The 22,059-nt window shown below is 64.3% G+C and carries 17 protein-coding genes and 2 pseudogenes; 11 read left to right on the top strand and 8 right to left on the bottom strand.

Going from position 1 to position 22,059, the window contains the following annotated elements; genetic code table 11:
• Window positions 1–7: 7 nt before the first annotated feature.
• From ACWNC0_RS03910 to ACWNC0_RS03875, 8 genes and pseudogenes are all read right to left on the bottom strand, one after another.
• Entirely contained in the window at window positions 8–1,489 is a 1,482-nt protein-coding gene (locus ACWNC0_RS03910; protein WP_449469745.1) for a class I adenylate-forming enzyme family protein, read from the bottom strand.
• A gap of 12 nt (window positions 1,490–1,501) precedes the next feature.
• Window positions 1,502–2,692: an amidohydrolase family protein gene (locus ACWNC0_RS03905; protein WP_449469744.1), complete on the bottom strand. Its 1,191-nt coding sequence runs from the start codon at window positions 2,690–2,692 to the stop codon at window positions 1,502–1,504.
• An 88-nt stretch (window positions 2,693–2,780) separates the two neighbouring features.
• A complete protein-coding gene (locus ACWNC0_RS03900) occupies window positions 2,781–3,656 on the bottom strand; it encodes an alpha/beta hydrolase (RefSeq protein WP_449469742.1) in 876 nt (291 codons plus the stop codon).
• Window positions 3,653–4,744, bottom strand: a complete 1,092-nt coding sequence (locus ACWNC0_RS03895; RefSeq protein ID WP_449469740.1) for a Zn-dependent alcohol dehydrogenase — start codon at window positions 4,742–4,744, stop codon at window positions 3,653–3,655. Before ACWNC0_RS03895 ends, ACWNC0_RS03900 begins: the two co-directional genes overlap by 4 nt.
• Before the next feature lie 2 nt (window positions 4,745–4,746).
• Entirely contained in the window at window positions 4,747–5,643 is an 897-nt protein-coding gene (locus ACWNC0_RS03890) for an IclR family transcriptional regulator (protein WP_449469738.1), read from the bottom strand.
• Window positions 5,644–5,653: 10 nt separating this feature from the next.
• Complete coding sequence (locus ACWNC0_RS03885) at window positions 5,654–7,540, bottom strand: flavin-containing monooxygenase (protein WP_449469736.1); 1,887 nt, start codon at window positions 7,538–7,540, stop codon at window positions 5,654–5,656.
• 134 nt (window positions 7,541–7,674) lie between these two features.
• Window positions 7,675–8,380, bottom strand: a pseudogene (locus tag ACWNC0_RS03880) (enoyl-CoA hydratase-related protein).
• A gap of 80 nt (window positions 8,381–8,460) precedes the next feature.
• Window positions 8,461–9,276, bottom strand: coding sequence for an enoyl-CoA hydratase (locus ACWNC0_RS03875; RefSeq protein WP_449469735.1), 816 nt, complete (start codon window positions 9,274–9,276; stop codon window positions 8,461–8,463).
• A gap of 154 nt (window positions 9,277–9,430) precedes the next feature.
• On the opposite strand from ACWNC0_RS03875, the gene ACWNC0_RS03870 reads away from it, so the two are divergent.
• From ACWNC0_RS03870 to ACWNC0_RS03820, 11 genes and pseudogenes are all read left to right on the top strand, one after another.
• Entirely contained in the window at window positions 9,431–11,518 is a 2,088-nt protein-coding gene (locus tag ACWNC0_RS03870) for an acyl-CoA dehydrogenase family protein (protein ID WP_449469734.1), read from the top strand.
• Between the two features lie 123 nt (window positions 11,519–11,641).
• Window positions 11,642–13,024 (top strand): spinster family MFS transporter, encoded by a 1,383-nt coding sequence (locus ACWNC0_RS03865; RefSeq protein WP_449469733.1) that lies wholly within the window; start codon window positions 11,642–11,644, stop codon window positions 13,022–13,024.
• A gap of 49 nt (window positions 13,025–13,073) precedes the next feature.
• Window positions 13,074–14,003: a phytanoyl-CoA dioxygenase family protein gene (locus ACWNC0_RS03860; protein WP_449469731.1), complete on the top strand. Its 930-nt coding sequence runs from the start codon at window positions 13,074–13,076 to the stop codon at window positions 14,001–14,003.
• Window positions 14,004–14,212: 209 nt separating this feature from the next.
• Window positions 14,213–15,958, top strand: a complete 1,746-nt coding sequence (locus ACWNC0_RS03855; protein WP_449469729.1) for an N-acyl-D-amino-acid deacylase family protein — start codon at window positions 14,213–14,215, stop codon at window positions 15,956–15,958.
• 20 nt (window positions 15,959–15,978) lie between these two features.
• Window positions 15,979–16,812 (top strand): TauD/TfdA dioxygenase family protein, encoded by an 834-nt coding sequence (locus ACWNC0_RS03850; protein WP_449469728.1) that lies wholly within the window; start codon window positions 15,979–15,981, stop codon window positions 16,810–16,812.
• A 158-nt stretch (window positions 16,813–16,970) separates the two neighbouring features.
• The gene (locus ACWNC0_RS03845; RefSeq protein ID WP_449469726.1) at window positions 16,971–18,332 is read left to right on the top strand and encodes a spinster family MFS transporter; all 1,362 of its coding nucleotides are present in this window, start codon (window positions 16,971–16,973) and stop codon (window positions 18,330–18,332) included.
• A gap of 23 nt (window positions 18,333–18,355) precedes the next feature.
• Window positions 18,356–19,030: an SDR family NAD(P)-dependent oxidoreductase gene (locus ACWNC0_RS03840; RefSeq protein ID WP_449469725.1), complete on the top strand. Its 675-nt coding sequence runs from the start codon at window positions 18,356–18,358 to the stop codon at window positions 19,028–19,030.
• A pseudogene (locus ACWNC0_RS03835) lies at window positions 18,928–19,374 on the top strand (alcohol dehydrogenase catalytic domain-containing protein); the annotation flags it as partial. The gene ACWNC0_RS03840 and the pseudogene ACWNC0_RS03835, both read left to right, overlap by 103 nt.
• Window positions 19,375–19,560: 186 nt before the next feature.
• Window positions 19,561–19,869, top strand: a complete 309-nt coding sequence (locus ACWNC0_RS03830) for a zinc-binding dehydrogenase (protein ID WP_449469862.1) — start codon at window positions 19,561–19,563, stop codon at window positions 19,867–19,869.
• A complete protein-coding gene (locus tag ACWNC0_RS03825; RefSeq protein ID WP_449469724.1) occupies window positions 19,821–20,051 on the top strand; it encodes a hypothetical protein in 231 nt (76 codons plus the stop codon). The genes ACWNC0_RS03830 and ACWNC0_RS03825 overlap by 49 nt, the downstream gene beginning before the upstream one ends.
• 167 nt (window positions 20,052–20,218) lie before the next feature.
• Window positions 20,219–21,907 carry an FAD-binding protein gene (locus tag ACWNC0_RS03820; protein WP_449469723.1) on the top strand — a complete coding sequence of 563 codons (1,689 nt, stop codon included), beginning with the start codon at window positions 20,219–20,221 and terminating at the stop codon, window positions 21,905–21,907.
• The last annotated feature ends 152 nt before the right edge of the window (window positions 21,908–22,059 follow it).

The raw sequence follows: 22,059 nt of genomic DNA, 5'->3' as shown, positions 1-22,059 counted from the left end.
CGCCCGCTCATGCGGCGTCGGCCAGGAACATCTTCTTGATTTCGGTCAGGCTGACCTTCAGCGACGGCGTGCGCGGCAGCGCGTCCACGATCCGGATCTCCACCGGCACATGCGTCGGCGGCAGTTCGGCCCGCACATGCGCCAGCAGCGCCTGTTCATCTACCGCCCCGGCGCTCCGGCTCAGTTCGACCGCCGCCACCGGCACCGCGCCCAACCGCGCGTCGGGGATACCCACCACCGAAGCATCGACAACAGCCGGATGCTGGCGCAGCACAGCGACCACCCGTTCAGGCAATATCTTGAAGCCCCCGCGCACGATCGCGCCATCATGCCGTCCGCGATGAAAGACATATCCATCCTCATCGATCATCACCAGATCGGTTGTCCGCACCCAATCAGGCCGCACGGACGGGCAATGCACTTCCAGCAATCCTTCCGCCCCGCGCGAAACTTCCGCGCCGCTTTCCGGATCAACGGCCCGTATCTCCACGCCCGGCATGGGAAGGCCAGTGCTGCCGCGCTTGCTGTCCCCGCGCTCCGCCCGCATCCGCGGCGTCCAGCGAACGATGGTGCCGCAAAATTCCGTCGCGCCCATGCCCCAAAGGATCGGCAGCTTATAGCGCTGCTCGAAGCGCTCCTGCAAATCGGGGTCCAGATAGGCCGATCCCCCAGACACACTCTTCACGCTCGCCATGTCCTCTGGCGACACATTAGCGTCCATGATCATAGCGATCGCGGTGGGATTAAGGCCCAGCGTATCGGGCCTATGGCGGCGCAGCGCATCCACCAGTCCATCGACCGTGAAGCGCTCCATCAACACCAGCGGCGTATTATTGACCGCAGCCCCGGTCAGCAAGCACACGCCCCCCACCCCGCCCAGCGGCCAGATATTGATCTGCACCGGCGGCGCGCTCCCTGACTCCGCACCAGGCGCGCTCATCACCGCCCGCTCCAGCAGCTTCAGCGGCATCGGAATGCGCTTGGGCGTCCCCGTCGTCCCGCTTGACAGCACCTCGATCCCCCCATCGGGCAAGGCATCGTCGAACGAGGATCGCCTGCACTTCTCCAGTCCATCGACCAGCATGGGCGCGTCATCGATCCCGCCAAGAGCGATCCCCGCGCAACCAGCCTGTCCCGCAGCCTCCCAAAAGTTCGGCCAGTCCTGCTCATCCGCCAATATAGCGGCGGCGCCCAAATTCTCGATATTGTCCGAAATCGCGGTCGCGGGCAGGAAGGGATAGACGAAACTCACCGACCGCCTGTGCGCCAACAGCCCCACCACCGCCGCCGCATGGGCCAGCCGGTTGCGGATGATGATGCCGACCTTCGCCGATGGCGGGCACCCGGCGGCGTCGAGCAGCGCAACGACGGCATCGCCATAGCGCGCCACCTCGCCCCAACTCACCCACCGGTCCTCAAACTCGATGCCGCGATCATCTTGATGGTCGCGCAAATTGGCGCGAAGCTGCTCGATAACATCCTGGCTCATTGGCGGTCGTCCTTAATTGCGCACGCCTTCCAACAGGCCCTTGAGGTTCGACGACATCACCATTTCCTTCTCCGCCATCGAATAGCTCGTCAATTCATGAAGGAAATCGAGTGGGTGTTCAGTCCCTTCCGGATGCGGATAGTCGCTCCCGAACAATATCCGGTTCACCTGCATATGTTCTCGCAGTTGCCCGAAATCATCCTCGACAAAGGGCGTCACGAAGATATTCCGATGAAATTGGTCAACGGGATCATTCATGAATTTCTGCGGCATCTGCCCATAAACATGCTTCAACTGTTCGATCAGCGGAATGACCCACTTCGCGCCATTCTCGACACTCACCACCCGAACCCCGGGGAAGCGGTCGAAAACGCCACCACAAATGATCGCCGCGATCGTATCGGAAATCGCCCGCTCGATAATCCGCAGGCAGTTGACGAACGGATCGGATTCAAACGGCAGCCACTCGGCGCCGCCTGTCCACATCTCGATCAGATGATCATAGTCAGAATTGGACGCATGGATCGACACGAATATCTTCGCCTCCTCGATCCGCGCCCAGAACGGGTCGAAATCCTTCAGCCCCATCGACCGCCCACCGCGATAACCCGGCACTGGTGAAGGCCGGATGCAGATGGTCCGCGCGCCCTGCTTGATCAGCCAGTCCGTCTCGGCCAGCGCCCGATCCATGTCGGCAAGCGACACCACTGGCACGCCGAACAGCCGGTTCTCCCGCGCAAAGCCCCACTCCTCGCTCGTCCACTGGTTGAGCGCGTGGAGTGCATCATGCAGAAACTCATGATCATAGCTCATCCACTTTTCGATCACCGAAAAGAGCGTCGGAAACATGAGCGCCGCATGGACATTATGCCCGTCCAGCACCGCCAGCCGCTCCTTGCCCGTCCGCCAGGATTCCGGCGGAGCGATCGGCTTGCCCGTCATCTGCCGCATCGTCAGCCCTTCGGGATTGTCGGCCTTATAATATTTGACGTGCGTCCCGGGCGCCGCCACCCGCTCGAAGGTCGGATTGGGGATATAGTCGGAAATCTGCCCCTTGATCGCCAACCGCTTGCGGCCATCCACTTCGACGAAGCGGAAATCCTTGTGCCATTTCTTCGGCAGATGCCGGAACAGCGCATCCTCCGGCTCGTAGAAATGATTGTCCGCGTCATAAACGGGGAACGGAAGGCTGGGCGTCGTCATCGCAATGTCTTTCGGTCAGCTATGATAAGTTGGTACTTGTTGTCCTGCACCCGCCCGCGTCTGGCAATTAAGCGGGACGGCTTTCCGGCTACGCGGAATCCTCGGAGCCAGTAGATTTCAGCGCTTTTACAAAAGCAGCAATCGCCGCGACCGCATCCCGCGCTTCGCTGGTTTCAGGCGCCAGCAAAGGCCAGACATGGCCCATGCCCGGCGCAACATGCAGCGTGACCCGCCGATCCGCCAGCGCCAGCCGCTTGGCAAAGGCAACCGCCTCATCCAGCAACGCCTCCGCGCCGCCGGTCAGCACCAATGTCGGCGGAAAGTCAGCGGGGTCAGCCTCCAGCGCCGAAACCAGCGGATCGCGCGGATCATGCCCCTGCAAATACAGCCCCGCGCTATCCAACACGGCCGCCTTGGAAAACATTGGATCACGCGCCGCATTGCGATCAAGGCTCTCGCCCCGCGCCGTCAAATCCAGCATCGGCGACACCAGAACAGCACCCGCAGGCCGCTCACCAGCACGCGCCGCCATAATGCACAGCGCCGCCGCCAGCCCGCCCCCGGCAGAGTCGCCCGCGACCACTACCGACTGCCTGTCCTCCAACCCCCGATAAACCGCCACAACAGCATGCAAAGCCGCCGGAAAAGGATGCTCAGGCGCAAGCGGATAAAAGGGCAGGATGACCCGCCGCCCCGCCGCATCCGCGATCCTTTGCGCATAATCCACATAGGCAAGCGGCGACCCCAGCCGATATCCCCCGCCATGCAGGTAGATCATCTCCCCCCGCGCATCACGCCCACGCGGCTCGATGACCAAACAACGCACGCCGCCAATAAGCGTCTCGCCCGCCTGCTCCGCAGCATCGGCAGGACCAGCCGCCCGAACCCGCCGCTCGACCAGCGCCTCATCGGCAGGATAGCCCGCCCGCAACGGCGGCAACTCCCAGGCGTCGGCTTGCGTCACAGCACAAACACCCCGCGCGCCAGCTTCCCTTCCTCCAGATCGTGAAAGGCCCGTTCGAAGTCGGCAAGATCATAACGCTGCGTCACCAGCTCATCCAGCAGCAGCTTACCCTGCCGATATTGCGCAATATAGGATGGGATATCCTGATGCGGCCGCGAAGCACCATAGCGCGCACCCATCACCCCGCGATCCACAAAGGACAGCGGCGTCAATGATACCTCCGCCATCGTCCCCATCGCGGTCGTCCCGACGATCACGCAATTGCCGCCCCAACCAAGGCTCGCCATCGCATCGTTCAGCACCCGCGTACTACCGACGCATTCGAACGCCCAATCGACGCCGCTGCCGTGATCGGGATTGCCGCCCGATACGATGTCCTTGATCCGCCGCGGCACATCGCCCTTGGAAGCGTCGATGAAATCGGTCGCGCCAAACTCCCGCGCCTTCTCCTCGCGCGTTGCCAACAAGTCGATCGCGATGATCCGGCTCGCTCCCGAAAGCCGCAAGCCCTGCAACACATTAAGCCCGATACCACCGATGCCAAAAACCGCCGCCGTCTCGCCCGGCTTCACCCGCGCCCGGTTGACGACCGATCCCACCCCGGTCAGCACGCCGCAACCCACGACGCAGGCAATGTCGAGCGGCACCGTCGGATCGATCCTGACCGCCTGGTTGGCCTTCACCACCGTCTTCTCGACAAAGGTCGATGTCGCTGCAAAGCTCGACACCGGCTCTCCATTGCGGCTGAACGGCTGGGCGCGATTGCCATAGGACTGGCGGCAATGGGTCGGCCTGCCACTCTCGCACGGGCCACAGCGCCCGCAATTGGCCAGCGTATGCAGCGCCACATGGTCACCCACCGCCAGTTCAGTGACGTCCGGCCCCAGCTTCTCAACGATGCCCGCCCCTTCATGGCCCAGCACCGCAGGCGCAGGCCAGTCGATCGTGCCGTTGATAACCGAAATGTCGGAATGGCAAATGCCGCTCGCCACGATGCGCACCAGCACCTCGCCTGCGCCCGGCTCCCGCACTTCGACATCCTCGACAAAACGAACCTTGCCCGGCCCTTCATAGATCAGCGCCCGCATGTTCAGCCTCTCCCAACTTCATTTATCTGCTTGTCTGGTTCGCCGGGCATCGCGCTCGCCGCCCGGCAATGTCGCGCAACGGCTTCGCCCAGAGCAGCGATGCGACTCAGCGGCAGCGGCCGGTCAAAACCGAACAAGGACAAGGTACACAACACCGCGCCATCCGCGCCAAATACGGGGGCGGAGATCATCATCACCGGATGCAGCCGGTCGGGCTGCGCCTCGATCATCAGATAATCCTCGCCCATCTGCCCAATCCGTTCGGCAACCCGCTTCTGCCAGTCTCCGGCCAGCGGCTCTTCCGCCATGCCAAGCACGGCCAGCCCGGCCGCCGCCTGTTCCGGACTGCGTTGCGTGACGGCATAGCCGCGCTGCCGCACCATCGCGAGCGACTGCCGCAACCGGTCAGCATCGATCGCCCCCGCCGCTTTAGCGAGCCAGCTATCCACCTCCCGCTCGTTCGCCCAGGCAAGGAAGGGCGTGCCAAGCGGCGGGATCAGCGGAACCCGCTGACCGACCGCGAGACCCGGCATACGTCCCGGCCCCTCCGATGCAAGCGCGATCAGCTGGTCATCCAGCCGCGCGGTCAGCAGGCTGTCCAGGTCCAGTTCGGCGGACAGCAGCGCGATCTGGTTCCGCGCAGCCGCCACCACCGGATGGCATTGCAGAGCGGCATGCCCAATCGCGATCAACGCCGGGCCAAGCCTATAAACCCGCCCCCGTTGCGCCCTGACGAGATATCCGTCCCGCGTCATCGCGCCCAACAAGGCGTGGCAGGATGCGGGATTGAGGTCTAGCTGCCGCACCAACTCCGTCAGCGAATAACCGCGCAACGGCGCCGCCGCCATGAAGTTCAAAATATCGATGGCGCGCGACGCGGCCAGGGCCGGACGAGGCATGGCAGCTTCCTCAGCTCAGTTCCAGATCGTCCCAATTCACCACCGTGCACATGCGGTGATAATCGGGGCTAAGCCACGGCGCGTTGACCTGAAGCCTGCGATGCTCGCGGTTCACATAATAATTCTTCTCGATGCCCCCCTCGGGCGTCATCTGAAGCCAGCCCTGCGCCTCGGCATCCAGTTCACAATTATAGCGCTCAAAAGCCTCAGCCTTCACATCGACGCGCCGCTTGTCTTCCTTCAACATGCGCATGACGCACTGCGCGGCATAGCTCGCCCAGATCAGCCACCATTGCGGCAGCCCCGTGCCCCCCGTCAGCGGCTGCGAATTAGGGCCGTACAGCATGAACAGGTTCGGGAATTGCGGCACCATCATCGACAGATAAGCGCGCGGCCCGTCGCCCGCGTCCCATGTCTCGTGCAGGTCCTTGCCCTCCAGCCCCTTGTACCGCGCGGGCCAGAGATATTTGAGCACATCAAAGCCGGTCGCGGCGATGACCACGTCAAAGTCCCGCTCCGTCCCATCCGCCATCACAAAGCCCGTCTTCGTGAACCGCTCCACCGATCCGGTCAGCAACTCCACATTGTCGCGGGTCAGTGCGCGATACCATCCATTGTCGACCACCGGACGCCGGGACATGGGCGCATAGTCAGGGATCAGCTTTTCGATCAGGTCCTCGCGGCCGCCCGTCTCCTGCCGGATATAGTTAGTCAGGAAGGCGCGCATCTCGTCATTCGCCTTGCTGACCTTCCCCCCCTGCGCCTGCCATTCGCGATCGACACGCTGCAACCGGTCGATGTCGAACAACGGCATCGTCGCGGTATAGCGCGACCAATTCCAATAACCGGGCATATTCTCGTTGAGCCAGGCCAGTTCCGGCTCGATCGGCGCGCCATATTTCTCGCGCGGGCTGATCCATTGCGGGGTGCGCTGCACGACGCTGACATGCCCCGCCTTTTGCGCGACAGCGCTCAGCAATTGCACCCCGGTCGATCCATTGCCGATGATGGCGACCCGCTTGCCCGTCAGGTCCAGTCCCTCGGGCCATGCGGACGGATGGATGATCTGCCCGCCGAAATCATGCGCGCCCTCAATGTCGGGCAGCTGCGCATTGGCGAAGGTGCCGCATGCGGTGATCAGCACATTGGCGACAATCTCCTGACGCCCGCCCGGCGTTTCGACATCCAGCCGCCAGACGTTGCGGCGTTCGTCAAACACTGCACCCTTCACATCATGGCCAAAGCGGCTGTTCGCCATCACCCCATATTTGCGCGAGACATGTTGCAGATATGCGCGAACATCCTCACCCCGGTTGAAATGCTCGCCCCACGGATAGAGCTTCTCGAAACTATATTCGTAGGTGATGGACGGCGTATCGACCCGCACATCGGGATAGCGGTTGATTGTCCACGTGCCCCCCGCCTCAGGCTGACGATCCAGCAACAGATAGGGCAGACCCAGCAACTCACACTGCACGCCCGCGGCGATCCCGGCCGGGCCGCTGCCGATGATGACGATGCGGAAACCCTCCGGAATCTCCGGCTTCTCGCCCTGCCATTCGACGGCGCAAGGAACAGCACGGAAAGCCGGAAGGTCACGCCGCGCCTCAAACTCGACATCGGTCATCTCGCCCGACAACATCGTCATCAATCGGCGCAGTTCCTCTTCGGGCGGCTCCGGCAAATCCACCGCACCGGCATTGTCCGCCAGCCACCCGACCGCGCGCTCCTTCAGCAGCGATTTCTGCCCTTCGCTCATCTGCGCGGCGGCAGGCAGGGCGGCAATCTCCTCATCCCCGCTATTCTGGTAGAGCGCGATCCGCAGCGCGTTCAAATCCGCCAGCTCAACCGCGCGCCGAATGCTGTCAGTGTCGATCGCCTGTGCCGCCGTGGCCATTCATCCCATCCCATCTGCTGTCGAGCGCATGCGAGCGCGCCCATCTTGTTTTTTGCAATATCGAATCTTTGACGCGAGGTAAGCCGAACCCGCCCCAATTCCGCCATGCCGGAACAGGTGCCAATTGCGGCTCGTCAGTAACCGAGAAAATTGGACTCGCGCCGCTCCATGAAGGCCCGCGCCGCCTCACTCGCATCATGCGAAAACAAGCTGATCTGCGCATTGGCAGCCGCCTCCTGCGCCATGCTTTCCTCCAGCGCGATGACCCCCGCCGCATTCAGGTTGCGCTTCATCGCCGCAAAGGCCGCCGTCGGCCCGCCCGCCAGCTTCGCCGCCAAAGCCCCGCACTCACTCTCTAACGCCTCATCCTCGACCAGCCGATTGACCAGCCTGCTCGCCAGCGCTTCATCCCCCAGCATCGGCTCATCCAGCAGGAACATCTCCCGCGCCCGCGCCGCGCCCAGCAGCCGGGTAAGCAGATAGCTCCCCCGGATCGCCGCACCGCCCAGCGCTGGCGAAAGCGAGCTTGAACTTCACCGTCCGCGACGCAATCCGCAAGTCGCACGCCGCCGCTATGACCAAGCCGCTCCCAGCCACCGGCCCCCGCAAACAAGCGATGGTAGGCTTGGGCATGCGATGCAGCAGCAGCGGAATGTCGCCATGAATGCTCATCCGCGCAGCCGCCTCATCGGCCCGCATCGGCTCGGCCCGCGCCGCCTTGTCATCCCCCGACAGATCATAGCCCGCACAAAAGCCACGCCCCGCGCCCGCCAGCACGACGCAGCGCACCGCGGGATCAACAGACCACCCACGCAGCGTCAGCGCGATCTCATCCAGCATCGCCTCCGTCAGCGCGTTCAACCGATCGGGCCGGTTCAGCGTCAGCGTGGCGACGCCCCCATCCACCTGCGTCAGGATGCTCATGAGTGCGACTTCACCTTGTCCATGCCAGCGACGATGAACTCGCCAGTCTGGCCATAGGCCGACGCATGGCCCAGCTGGTGAATATCGAAACAGCTTTGCAGCGCCGTGCTCTGCCCCATGATGTCCAGCGTCTGGTTCACCGCGCGCTTTGCCATGGCCAGCGCATGCGGGTGCATCTGCGCAATCTCACGAGCGAGCGCCAGCGCCTCGGCATCCAGCTCCGCGCGCGGCACAACCCGGTTCACCATGCCCCGCCGCTCCGCCTCATGTGCGTCGATCGGCTTGGCGGTGAACAGCATCTCCTTGGCCTTGCGCGGCCCCAATTCCCATGTGTGGCCATGATATTCGACCCCGCCAATGCCCATCAGCACCACCGGATCAGAAAAGCGCGCATCATCGGCCGCGATGATCAGGTCGCACGGCCATGCCAGCAACAGCCCGCCCGCGATGCACGCTCCCTGAACCGCCGCGATCGAGGGCTTGGGAATATCGCGCCAGCGCTTGGAATAGCCGAGATAATGCTTCGCCTCCCATTCATGGATGCCCAGCAGCCCACGCTCCGGGATCGTCTCACGAATGCGGTTAAACGACCCGTCACGAATGGCTTCCGCGCTCACATCATGCCCGGCGGAAAAATGCTTACCCTCCGCGCGCAGCAGGATGACGCGCACGGACTCATCCGCCGCAGCCTTTTCCCACGCCTCGTTCAACTGCTGCAAAAAGGGTTCATTCTGCGCGTTCGCCCGGTCGGCGCGATCCAGCGTGATCGTCGCCACCCGTTCCTCGACCGCGTAACGGATATATTGTACCATCTGCCTTACTCCTGGACCGCTGGTTGCGCGCGATCGGCGCTGCGAGCATCCGCTACCAGCGCCCTTCCGCACTCCCGGAAGCGCGCTGCCGCCAAATTGACATCCTACGCTTCAGGATGGCCAAGCAGGAAGGCGCGAACAAGATGGAATTGGCATGAATCTCGAACTCAGCGAACAGCAGGCGATGATGCAGGAAGCGGCCCTGCGCTTCTTCGATCGGGAAGAGGTGGTTCAGGCCGCGCGCGCATCGAAGGGCGCAGTCGACGCCAGCCTCTGGAGCGAGGCTGCGCAGATGGGCTTCATCACCATGCGCGCGCCAGAAGATCGCGGCGGCCTCAGCATGGGCCTCATGGAAGCAGCGCTAATCTGCGAGGCGGCAGGCCGGGGCGCAGCGCCTCTCCCGATCGCGGACGGCATCGCCGCCTGCGCACTTCTGGGCCAGCTTGAAGGCGAAGCCGCCGCCGCACTGCTCGAACAAGCAACGTCCAACCCCATCAGCCTCGACGCGCAGGACGGCTGCATCCAGCTAAGCTGGGAATCCGACGCCATCTACGCCCTACTGCCGACCGGCGAAACGCGCGCCATCGCCAGCGGCAACGCAGCAAGGCAGTCCTTCGAAGCCGCCCTCACCGAACGAACCCTGCTGCGCTCAGCATGGCTCGTCGGCGCAGGCACCCGCGCCATTGAAATGGCCTCCGCCTACGCCACCGACCGCAAGCAGTTCGACCAGCCGATCGGCGCATTTCAGGGCGTGGCCTTCCCCCTCGCCGACTCCATCACCGACATGGAGGGCGGCCGCCTGCTGCTCTGGCGCACCATCTGGGGCGTAGCGCAGCAGCGGTCCGAAGCAGGCGCGCTCGCCGCCCTCACCAGTTGGTGGACCGCCACCACCGCCCGCGCCGCCGTGCGCCGGGCGCTGCGCACCTTCGGCGGCTACGGCCTCTCCGACGAATATGACATCCACCTCTTTTTCCTCGCGATCGATCGCGTAGCCTTGGCGGAAGGCGACCCCGAAGACCGGCTGGTCGATGCAGGCGATCGGCTCTGGGCGGGCGCAACAACCTCGCTACCCGATGCAGGCAATCCCGGCATCGAAATGGGCTTCACCCCGGCCGAAGAAGCCTTCGCGACGCAAGTACGCGCCTTCCTCGAAACCGCAGTCACCCCCGAACTGCGCGCCGCCGCCGCCACATCCACCGACGGCCACCTTCCAGACCTCCACCGCCAGCTTGCCGCCGCTGGCCTCGCCTATCCCGACTGGCCGCGCGAGTGGGGCGGGCAAGACCGCAGCCCCATGGAAGTCACCGCGCTCGGCCGCGTGTTCGAGGAATTCGGCCTCTCCCGCATCCCCATTGGCTGCACCAACATGGGCGCGCGCATGACGATGAAGTTCGGCTCGCCCGAACTAAAGGCCGAAGTCCTCCCGCGCCTCGCCGATGGATCGGCGCTCGCCTGCCTCGGCTTTACCGAGCCAGCATCAGGATCGGACATGTACGCCGCTCGCACCCGCGCCGTGCGCGATGGCGATGACTGGATCATCACCGGACAGAAGATGTTCACGACCGGCGCCCATATCTCCGATTATATCCTGATGCTCGCCCGCACCGATCCCGACGCGCCGAAGCATAAGGGCATCACCCTCTTCTTCTTCCCCATGAACCTGCCGGGCGTCACGATCCAGCCGGTCGACACGCTGCCGGATGAACGCACCAACATCACCTTCTACGACGATGTGCGCGTGCCCGACCGCTATCGCCTGGGCGAAGTCAATGGCGGCCTCAAGGTCATGGCCGCCGCCATGGAAATCGAACATGGCGGCGAAGGCTATCATATCTATCATCACAGCCTGATGCGCGCCGCGCTCGACTGGGCCAGCAGCAGCGACGCGTCGGGCAAGCGCCCGATCGACAAGCCAGCCGTCCGCGCCCGCCTTGCCCGCGTGCGCGCCCATCTGGAAATCGCCGACCTTATGTGCCGCCGCGTCACCTGGGCAATCGAAGCGGGCCGTATGACCCGCGCCATCGGCCCGATGGCCAAGATGTTCACCACCGAAATCTACATGGCAGATGCCGCCGATCTCGCCGCCCTCGCCGCGCCCGGCACGCTCACCCACCAAACGCCCGCCTTGGCGAAGATCGAGGGATCCTACCGCCAGTCCATCGGCCAGACCATCTATGGCGGCACCAGCGAAGTGCATCGCACCATCATCGCCCAGCATCATCTCGGCCTGCCGCGCGCCTGACCTGCGGGCTTCCATATGCGCGGAAAGTTGCGCGCCTGCATTGATCCTGACCGCGATCCGATGATCTTGGCTCCCATGACCTAAGCCGTTTTCAAGGACGGCGGCTCCTTGGGAGACAAGCTGATGACGAACCCGGCACCGCTGACCTTGTCGGACGCGCTCCCAACGGCCGACCCCGATGCGCTCGCAGCATCCGCGCCGATCAAGGCACAACGCCGCACAGCAATGCTGCTGATGCTCGCCTTCATCTACAGCCTCAACTATCTCGACCGCCAGATCGTCGTCATCCTTCAGGAACCGATCAAGGCCGACTTCCAGCTGGCCGACTGGGAACTCGGCCTGCTGACCGGCGGCGCCTTCGGGATTTTCTACACCTTGATGGGCATTCCCATCGCCCAGCTGATCGATCGCGGCGTCAACCGCGTGCGGCTGATCGCGCTCTTCACCGCCAGCTGGAGCATCATGACGGCCCTGTGCGGCCTCACCCGCAGCTTCGGGGCCTTCTTCACAGCGCGCATGGGCGTCGGACTTGCGGAGGCAGGCTTCGCCCCCGCCGCCCACTCCCTGATCTCCGACCTCTACCCGCCGCGCGAGCGACCCGCTGCGGCAGGCATCTTCGCCATAGGCGTGCCCGTCGGCATCATGGCGGGCCTTTCCATAGGCGGCATCGTCGCGCAGGCGACCGACTGGCGTACGGCCCTTCTGCTGGCGGGCGCCCCCGGCATCCTGATCGCGATCCTCTTCCCCCTAATCGCCCGCGAGCCGATCCGTGGCGGCACGGAAGACCCCTCCGATCAACCGGCGCAAGCCGCCCAGTCTTCGAGCTTCCTTCAAAGCCTGCGTGTCCTGACGCAGCGGCGCGCCTTCCTGCACATCGTCGCGGGGACGGCGATCATGGCCTTCGCCCAAACCGGCATTTCGACCTGGCTGCCTTCCTTCCTCATCCGCAACCATGGCATGAGCCTGGCGCATGTCGGCGTCAGCCTTGGCCTGCTGACCGGCATATGTGGAGCTATCGGCACCTGGGCAGGTGGCTGGCAAGGAACGCGGCTTGCCAAGTCGGGCCTCCATATGGCCCTCTGGTTGCCGATCGCGGGCATGCTCCTCTGCATCCCGCTGGACATACTGGCGCTCAGCATGGCGAACGGGCAGGCGGTTCTCCTCGTCCTCATCCCCAGCTACATCGTCGGCTCCTTCTGGACCGCACCCTCGATCGCCCTCACCCAAAGCCTCGCGCCCGTATCGATGCGCGCGCGGGCAAGCGCCATGAACATCGTTGCGGCGAACCTGATCGGCGTATCGATGGGGCCTCTTGTGGCAGGCGTGCTGAGCGACGCCTTCGCCTATCTGCGCGGCGGCGACGCGGCGCTCGGCCTGCGGGACGCGATGATCTGCCTCACCGCCTTCTTCCTGTGGGCAGCCTGGCACTGGACCATGGCGATGCGCGCGCTCAAGCAAGAAAGTACAACAACTGTACGAATTGATTGCGCAACGCAGCGGATATAAAATACAGGTGAACCGGAACACCGGACGAATATCGGAGAGAGGATAAGCCATGGCTACCGGAAACGCGAAGAGGCAGGTCACGCACAATATGGGCGCAATGGACACGCGCCCCGTAAAGCCTCTGGAATTTGACGGCCCCCTGCCGCAACCGACCAAGGACATGGACCAGATCCGCGCCGATCTTGACCGCGCGGGCTACGCCATCGCGGCCGAGGTCGTGACCAAGGACAAGGCGCGCGAAATGCGCGACTTCCTCGCCGCCGAAATCGCCCGCGAAGAAGCGATCGATGAAGAGCGCGTCCGCCGCTTTTACACCGATAATGACGACCTTAATCGCCGCATGTCGGGATGCCATCTGATGAACCGGGAACGCTTCTTCCACGACATCCTGGAACATGAACTGCCGCTTCAGCTCACCCGCGAACTGCTCGGGCCGCAGACGCTGGACGAATCCTATCTGGTGCACAGCTATGGCGCGAACGTCACCCGCCCCGGCAGCGCGCAACAGGGCATCCACCGCGACCGCAGCGGCGCGATGCCGCTGTCGGCGGGCGCCGCGCAGACCCGCTTCATCTGGTGCCTCGATGATTTCGTCGAAGCCAATGGCGCGACCCGCATGGTTCCCGGCAGCCATCGCGACACGGAGCCGCAATCCTGGGCCGTCCAATATGAATCCGTGCCCGCCGAAGCGCCCGCCGGATCGGTGCTTATCTATACCGACCTGCTGCTGCACGGCACGGGCGCGAACACGTCAACGGACCTTGAACGCGCTGGCGTGATCATCGGCTACTGCCCGCCCTGGTGGAAACCCATGATCAACTTCCCGATGACGATCGACCCCGAAGTGATGAAAGGATCGTCCAAAACCCTGCGCCAGATCCTTGGCTACAGCTCGGTCTCCGTCGGCTTCGACGAACCCTGGACCTATGCTCCCGACGCGGTGAAGGAACTGCTCGTCACGCCCGAAATGGAATGGTGAGGTAAAAATGCGGGCCTGCCGACACCAATCCGGCCAGGCCCGCTTCTCCGCTTTCAGCCCCTCTGCACATCAACGGCTTCACCTTCGGCAGATGAGCTGCCGCACGCCTTTTCCGGATAGGCGGCAAAGCTGCGCCTATGGGTGAACCCTATTCCATATTGGGAATAGATCTTCGCCGTACAGCAGAACCAACGAGAGCGACCCGGCGCATGACATCGCAGACATTCGATTTGATCATTCGCGGCGGCTTGGTGATCGACGGCACCGGCCTGCCCCGCCGCCGGATCGATGTCGGCGTCAAGGACGGCCATATCACCGCCCTGGGGCTCCTCGCCGAAGCAACGGCGGAGCAGGAAATCGACGCCAGCGGCATGATCGTCGCACCTGGCATAGTAGATCCGCACACCCATTATGATCCGCAGATCACCTTCGAGCCCTACGCCACCATGTCCTGCTTCCATGGCGTCACCACCGTACTGGCGGGCAATTGCGGCTTCTCGGCGGCGCCCGTGCGCAAGGATGACCGGGAATTCCTGACTGACATCTTCGCCAGCGTAGAGGATATGAACCCCATCGCCCTGTCCGGCGTACCGTGGGACAATTTCGAAACCTTCCCCGAGTATCTGGCGTCCTTGAAAGGCAGGCTAGGCGTCAATTTCGCCTGCTATGTCGGCCATTCAAACATCCGCCGCTGGGTCATGGGCGAAGGCGCCTACGACCGCGACGCAACGGCCGAAGAGATCGCCGCCATGCAGGCGATCGTGGATGAAGCGGTCAAGGCGGGCGCCGCTGGCCTCTCCTCTTCGGCCGCCCCCACGCATCTCGATATCAAGGGACGCCCAGTACCCTCCCGCCGCGCCAGCCGGGACGAACTTCTGGCGCTCAGCGCCGCCGCCGGACGGACGCGGCCGGGCACCATCTGCTATCTCCCGGCCAGCGCCATCGGCGGCATGACGCAGGAGGATTATGACCTCCTGCTCCAGATCGGCGAGGCATCGGGCCTCCCCGTGATCATTCAGGGCATCGGCGGGGCGAGCAAGGTCGATGTGCCGACCGCCAGTTGGGACACGGCCTCCCGCTTCCTCGATGATGCGACTGCGCGCGGCACGCCTGTCTATTCGCTGCTGATGAGCCGCCCGTTCGACCGCACCGTCGAAATCGGCCCCAACAATGTCCACTATAAGGCCTGCTTCGCCTTCAACGACCTGTTGAACCTGCCCGACGCGGAAAGGCGCGCCGCACTGCGCGACACAATATGGCGCGACCGGGTTCGCAACTCCGTCGAAGAGTGCAACCGTGACCCGTCAAAGGGCACCACACTCCCCCCGCCGCAATGGCCCGACGTCTATGTGGTGCAAGTCGCCGAGGAACGGAACCGCTCCCTCGAAGGCAAGTCGATCGCCGCACTGGCGCAGGATTGGGGCGTCGCGCCGATGGACGCGATGCTCGACCTGGCGCTGGATGAGGATCTGCGCACCACCTTCCGCTGGCGCACCGAAAGCCCCGAATGGGCCGCAGCAGTCGATGTGGCACAGGGGCATCCCAACATGATCGTCGGCGTGTCGGACGGCGGCGCACATCTGCACAAGGATGATGGCGCGGACTGGAGCTCCTATTTCCTGCGCTCCTGGGTTCTCCAGCGCAAACGCTGGACGCTGGAGGAAGGCATCCGCCAGATCACGCAGGTCCCGGCCGCGATGCTCGGTTTCGCCGATCGCGGCACGCTCCGCGTCGGCGGCTGGGCCGACATCATGATCTTCGACCCCGAAACCATCGGCCCGTGGCGCAAGGAATTCGTGCACGACCTGCCGGGCGGCATCGGCCGTTGGAAGGCGCTGGGCACCGGGGTCAAGGCGACCATCGTCAACGGCCAGCCGATCGTCATCAATGGACAGCTGACCGGCGCCCTGCCGGGCCATGTCGTGGCGCCGGGCGCCCCGCTGGCCGCTGCCTGAATCATCGGAAGGAAATCGTCATGATCGAAGTCATCAAACTGACCGGCGCGATCGGCGCCGAAATAAGGGGCGTCGACCTTTCCACCGATCTTTCGCCCGAAACCGTCGCCGCGATCAACGAAGCGCTCTATGACAATTATGTCGTCTTCTTCCGCAATCAAAAGCCTTTGTCGGAGGAAGAACATATGCGCGCCGGGCGTCATTTCGGCACGCTCGACCTCTCGGAAATTCAGCCCGATCCTGCCGCCCGGCGCGAAGTGCTGTGGATGGAAAGCAATTCAGCAAAAGGCGCGGGCGCTGAATATCTCCACCGCGACCGCACCTATCTCGAAGCGCCGCCGATGGGGTCGCTGCTCCAATGCATGGTGAAGCCCGACGTCGGCGGCGATACCTGCTGGATCAGTTCGGTCGCCGCCTATGAAGCGCTGTCCCAGCCGATCAGGGACCTGATCGACGGCCTCAGCGCCCTTCATTCCATCCAGCCGCTCGCCGCCCGCAGCCAGTCAATGCGCGACATGCTGGGGGACAAGGTGCACAGCTTTTCCACCGCCATCCACCCGCTGGTGGAAGTGCACCCGGTCAGCGGACGCAAGGCGCTCAACATCAACGCCAACTGGACGACGCAGATCATGGGCGTGTCGCAGGAGGAAAGCCGCATGCTGCTCGACTTCCTGCTCAATCATGTGAAGCGGCCGGAATTTCAGGTCCGCTTCTCCTGGAATGTTGGCGACATCGCCTTTTGGGACAATCGCACGACACAGCATTGCGCGATCGCGGATTACAACAGCCGCCGAGTCATGAAGCGCGTCGCGCTCGTAGGCCATCCGCCCAAAGGCCCCCATGATGCGCACTGACGACCGTCGCGCATTCACGGGCAGCACTCCATATTTGCGGATTGGATGACCTCCGCGCTTGCGAATCTGATGCATCTGCGCCATCCCTCCTTGAATAATTGCATCCGGCCATGAAGTTTTTGCGACGCGGACCGGGTGCCTGCCAATGTGAGGAGAGAATGATGGCGCCGACGGAGGAACGCCCGGCCCACGCGGGCTATGCGCTCTATATCTTGCTGCTGCTGCTCGCGATCAATTCGTTGAGCTACGCGGATCGCCACGTCTTCTCCGTCCTTATTCCCGCGATCAAATCGGAATTCGGCGCGTCCGATTCGCTCCTCGGCCTCGTCGGCGGACCCGGCTTCGTCGCCAGTTACGTGTTGTTCAGCATGCCGCTCGCGCGTTTCGCAGACCGTTGGTCGCGACGCGGAGTCCTCACCCTGTCCGCGACCTTGTGGAGCGCGGCAACGGCAGCATGCGGCGCGGCTGGCAATATACTACAGATGAGCATCGCTCGCCTGATGGTCGGCATCGGTGAAGCGGGCGGCCTGCCGCCTGCCCAATCGCTCCTCGCCAGCCTCTATGACGAACGCCGCCGGTCTAGCGCCATGGGCGTCCTTTCCGCCTCCACCTATATCGGCGTCGTCCTCGGCCTGACCGGCGGCGCAGCCGTGGCCGCGATGTGGGGCTGGCGCTGGGCCTTTTTCGCGCTCGCCATTCCCGGCTTCCCCCTGGCGCTGCTGCTCTGGCTTACCGGCCCCCGCCGCAGCAAGGCTATGCAGGTTACCGTCGATGGGCCGTCCGAAAGCCTTTGGAATGCCATCAGGCGCTGCTGGTCGATCCCCTCCTTGCGCCTGCTTGGCCTGGGCGTCGGCACCTTCAACATATTCGGCTATGCCGCCGCCATCTGGACGCCCGCCTTCTTCATGCGCTCCCATGGCATGACCCTTGTCGAGGCAGGCACTTGGCTCGGCATCGGCGCGGCGATCGGCGGCATCACGGGCAGCTTGCTCAGCGGCGTCATCGTGGACCGCCTGCGCGTCCGTGGCGAAGCTTGGCAACTGCGCGTGCCCGCCATCGCCTTCCTCCTCGCCTTCCCGGTCTTCATCGTCATGTTCACCCTGCCGGGCGGAACGGCGGTGCAGATCGGCGGCCTGCGCGTCCCTGGCGTCGCGCTGCTTTCCATCCTCACCGGCATGATGGCGGCCATGTGGGCTGGCCCTTCCTTCGGAGCCGCCGCCCGCCTCGTCCTGCCGCATCAACGGGCGCAGGCAACCGCGATGCTGGTCGTCATCATCAACGTGATCGGCAGCGCATTTGGCCCAGTGATAGGCGGGGTCGTCAGCGACTTGCTGGCTGACCGGTTCGGCGCTGAATCCCTCCGCGTCAGCCTCTTCTTGCTTTCGGTACTGACAATTTTCGGCGGGCTGCTTTTCTGGCGGGCTTCCGTTCATTATCCCCACGATCTGACCCGCGTCGGCGGCCCTGATGAAGCCCCCTCGCCGCTCGGCCAAAGGAAGCTGAAAGAATCGACGCTCTGATCGCAGAGACAGGAGAAGAGAGCATGAAAACGCACGCAATCGTGACCGGTGCCGCCGGCATATTGGGCCAGGCCGTCACTCAGGCGCTAAGCCAGGCAGGCTATAAGGTAACCGGCATCGACCGCGCCGACAGCGCAGGCCCCGCGACGCAGGGCACCTATCTGGGCGGCATCGACCTCGCCGATCCCGACGCAACAGCAACTGCGGTCAATCAGGCGATCAACGCCAACGGCCCCGTCGCAGCGCTCGTCAATGTCGCGGGCGCCTTCCGCTGGGAAACCGTCGCGGATGGCGATGTCGCGGCCTGGGCGACGATGTTCGACATCAACTTGCGCACAGCCGTCAACGCCGTCCGCGCTGCCCTCCCCTCCCTGCGGGATGGCGGCGGCGCCATCGTCAGCATCGGCGCCGCCTCCGCGATCAAGGCAGGCGCAGGCATGGGCGCCTATGCCGCCAGCAAGGCGGGCATCGCAAAGCTCACCGAAGCGCTGGCCGAGGAAGAAAAGGACAATGGCGTTCGCGTAAACGCCGTCCAGCCCTCCATCATCGACACGCCCGCCAACCGCGCGGACATGAGCGATGCGGACTTCAGCCGATGGGTGTCCCCCGCGCAGGTCGCCAGCGTCATCGCCTTCCTCCTGTCGGACGGCGCAGCCGCTGTGACGGGCGCCTGCATCCCCGTGACGGGCCGCTGCTGATGCGCGCCGCCATCTTCCGCGGAGCAGGCCAGCCGCTCGCCATCGAAACCGTCGCCGATCCGGTTCCAGCCGCCGACCAGGTCATATTGGAAGTCGCCAATGCCGGGATTTGCGGGTCAGACCTCCACATGGCGGAAAGCGCCCATACGCCCTCGGGCCTCATATTGGGGCATGAGTTCGCCGGCACCATCGCCGCCCTTGGCCGCGACGTGAAAGGCCCGTGGAAAGTCGGCAACCGCGTGACGGCCCTTCCCTTGAACGCCTGCCATCACTGTCCCGCTTGCGATGCCGATCTGCCCGCGCTCTGCCCGACCAATCTGTTCACCGGCACCAACCTCCTCGCGCAGGGAGCCTATGCGCAGCTCGTCACCGCCCGCGCCGACATGGTCCAGCGCCTGCCCGAAGGCGTCACCCTTGAGGAAGGCGCGCTGGTCGAGCCGCTCGCCGTCGGCCACCATATCGTGTCCCTGGCCCACATGCCCAAGGATGCGGCGGTTCTGGTGCTCGGCGCTGGCCCCATCGGCATTGCGGTGGCCCTGTTCGCCCGCCACGCCGGCGCGCGCCATGTGGTGGTGAGCGAGCGCTCTCCCGAACGCCGCGCGCTGGCGCAGCAAGTCGGCGCCACCGCCGTCATCGATCCGCAGGCGCAGGACGTCGCCGCCGCCTTCGCTCAGGCAACCGGCGAAAATGCGCCCGGATCATCTTCGAATGCATCGGCGTTCCCGGCATCTTCAACCAGGCGATGCAGCTCGCCGCCGTCCGCGCGCAGATCATCGTCGCGGGCGTGGTGTTGCACGACGAAACGATCACCCCCGTCATCGCCCTCGGCAAGGAACTGACCATCCGCTACAGCCAGGCCTACAACGAACGGGATTTCGAGGCAGTGATCCACGCCATCGCCACCGGCGCGATCAAGCCAAAGCCTATCCACACCTCCACCGTTAGCCTGGATGAACTGCCCGCCGCCTTTGAGGCGCTGCGCAGCCAGCCGCGCGAATGCAAGGTGCTGATCCGCCCCTGAACCGTCATCCTTGCACGCTAAAATCGCCCGCCAGCTACGCAAGAAGTTGACATTATAGCCCGGAAGGGCACAGTTCGCGTGAATATTGCGGGAGGGGATTAGCGCAGCGGCCTGATGGCGGCAGCGCTCCCCTTCCGCTTTGGAACCCGGATCGGAATGGGGCTATAATGAGCAATTGGGACAAGGAAGTCGACATTCTGGTGGTGGGGTCGGGCGCGGGCGGCCTGCTCGCGGGCCTCGTCGGCGCGCACAACCGCGCAGACGTGCTGATCGTTGAAAAGGCCGACCTGTGGGGCGGCACATCGGCCACATCGGGCGGCGGCATCTGGATTCCGGGCAGCGACGTCGCCAGGGCGGCGGGCTTTGAAGATAATCTCGACAACGCCTTCACCTATCTGCGCGGCCTGTCCGCCGACAATGTCCCCGACGAAAATATCCGCGCCTATGTCGATAATGCCGCGCCCATGCTGCGCTGGGTCATGGCGAACACGCCGGTCCAGTACATGGCCTTCCCCTATCCCGATTATCATGCGGAAAATCCCGGCGGATCGGCGCAGGGCTATCGCACCCATCTGCCCATGCCGATCGATGGCAAGCCGCTCGGCAAGGAAATCCGCACCCTGCGCTTCGCCTCGCCTGCGGCCAGCCTGTTCGGCTATCTCAACTGGCATTTCAGCGAAACGAGCGAGCTGCTCTACCGCACGAAGGGCTGGATAAAGAACCTCGTCGTCAACATGTCGCGCTATTGGCTCGACCTCCCCTTCCGCCTGACTTCGCGCAAGGATCGCCGCCTGACGCTCGGCAATGCGCTGACCGGCGGCCTGCGCATGGCGCTCGATAAGGCGGGCGTGCCCGTCTGGCTCAACACCCCGCTCAGCGAACTCATCCGCGAAGGTGGCCGCGTCACCGGCGCCGTGGTCGAAAAGGATGGCAAGCCTTACCGCATCGGCGTGCGCAAGGGCGTGGTTCTCGCCGCTGGCGGCTTCGACAAGAATCAGGCGATGCGCGACGCCAATTCACCCCTCTATCCGACCTCGCGCTATTCGGGTGGCGTGACCAGCAACACCGGCGACGCGATCCGCGCGGGCGAAGCCGTCGGCGCGAACATGCTGAACCTGCAATCGGCCTGGGCCGCGCCCGTATTCTACGTGCCCGGCGAGGATCGGGGACGGCTCTGCACCGTCGAGCGCGCGCTCCCCGGCTGCCTCATGGTCAACCAGAGCGGCAAGCGCTACCTCAACGAAGCCGCCTCCTACCATATTGTCGGCCAGCAAATGGCCCGGCGGGAAGCGGAACATAATGACGCCAGCCCCAGCTGGATGATCTTCGACCACACCTATCGCCATAAATTCCCGATGGGTCCGCTCTACCCGCTCATGCCGACGTTCATCCATAACAAGAGCGTACGCAGCATCCTGAAGCAGGGCCGCTCGATCGAGGAACTGGCAGGCAAGATCGGCATCGATCCCGCAGCGCTCTCGGCCACCATCGCCCAGTTCAACACCCATGCGGCCAAGGGCGAAGACCCCGAATTCCACCGTGGCGAAGCGGCCTATGACAAAATGTATGGCGACTTCCGCCACGGCCCCAACCCCTGCCTGCGCCCCCTCGACAAAGGCCCCTTCTACGCCATGCCCATCTATCCGGGCGACATCGGCACCAATGGCGGCCTGCTCACCAATGCCAAGGCGCAGGTTCTGGACGACGCAGGCGCCCCGATCACCGGCCTGTACGCGGTCGGCAACAACGCCGCCTCAGCCATGGGCGAAAGCTATCCCGGCGCAGGCGTCACCATCGGCCCCGCAATGACCTTCGCCTATGTCGCCGCCCGCGACATGACGGGCGGGAACGCCTGATCCTGACAATGGAGAAATGGCGCGCGCGGCTGACCGGAAACGGCAGCTTGTGCGCCATTTTTTCAGCGGGGAGGTGAAGGCTGGAGCATGATCATGTTTTAGTGATCGTCACCCCGGACTTGATCCGGGGTCCCGCTTATTTTCTGACGCTG

The sequence above is a fragment of the Sphingobium chungangianum genome (assembly GCF_977014255.1).
This window is presented reverse-complemented; position numbering and strand designations above follow the sequence as displayed.

Excerpts from the sequence above, each read along its gene's own strand:
- ACWNC0_RS03910 (WP_449469745.1), bottom strand. The coding sequence starts at position 1,489 with ATGAGCCAGGATGTTATCGAGCAGCTTCGCGCCAATTTGCGCGACCAT.
- ACWNC0_RS03905 (WP_449469744.1), bottom strand. The coding sequence starts at position 2,692 with ATGACGACGCCCAGCCTTCCGTTCCCCGTTTATGACGCGGACAATCAT.
- ACWNC0_RS03895 (WP_449469740.1), bottom strand. The coding sequence starts at position 4,744 with ATGCGGGCGCTGATCTATGAAGGGCCGGGCAAGGTTCGTTTTGTCGAG.
- ACWNC0_RS03890 (WP_449469738.1), bottom strand. The coding sequence starts at position 5,643 with ATGCCTCGTCCGGCCCTGGCCGCGTCGCGCGCCATCGATATTTTGAAC.
- ACWNC0_RS03885 (WP_449469736.1), bottom strand. The coding sequence starts at position 7,540 with ATGGCCACGGCGGCACAGGCGATCGACACTGACAGCATTCGGCGCGCG.
- ACWNC0_RS03875 (WP_449469735.1), bottom strand. The coding sequence starts at position 9,276 with ATGGTACAATATATCCGTTACGCGGTCGAGGAACGGGTGGCGACGATC.
- ACWNC0_RS03870 (WP_449469734.1), top strand. The coding sequence starts at position 9,431 with ATGAATCTCGAACTCAGCGAACAGCAGGCGATGATGCAGGAAGCGGCC.
- ACWNC0_RS03865 (WP_449469733.1), top strand. The coding sequence starts at position 11,642 with ATGACGAACCCGGCACCGCTGACCTTGTCGGACGCGCTCCCAACGGCC.
- ACWNC0_RS03860 (WP_449469731.1), top strand. The coding sequence starts at position 13,074 with ATGGCTACCGGAAACGCGAAGAGGCAGGTCACGCACAATATGGGCGCA.
- ACWNC0_RS03855 (WP_449469729.1), top strand. The coding sequence starts at position 14,213 with ATGACATCGCAGACATTCGATTTGATCATTCGCGGCGGCTTGGTGATC.
- ACWNC0_RS03850 (WP_449469728.1), top strand. The coding sequence starts at position 15,979 with ATGATCGAAGTCATCAAACTGACCGGCGCGATCGGCGCCGAAATAAGG.
- ACWNC0_RS03845 (WP_449469726.1), top strand. The coding sequence starts at position 16,971 with ATGATGGCGCCGACGGAGGAACGCCCGGCCCACGCGGGCTATGCGCTC.
- ACWNC0_RS03840 (WP_449469725.1), top strand. The coding sequence starts at position 18,356 with ATGAAAACGCACGCAATCGTGACCGGTGCCGCCGGCATATTGGGCCAG.
- ACWNC0_RS03820 (WP_449469723.1), top strand. The coding sequence starts at position 20,219 with ATGAGCAATTGGGACAAGGAAGTCGACATTCTGGTGGTGGGGTCGGGC.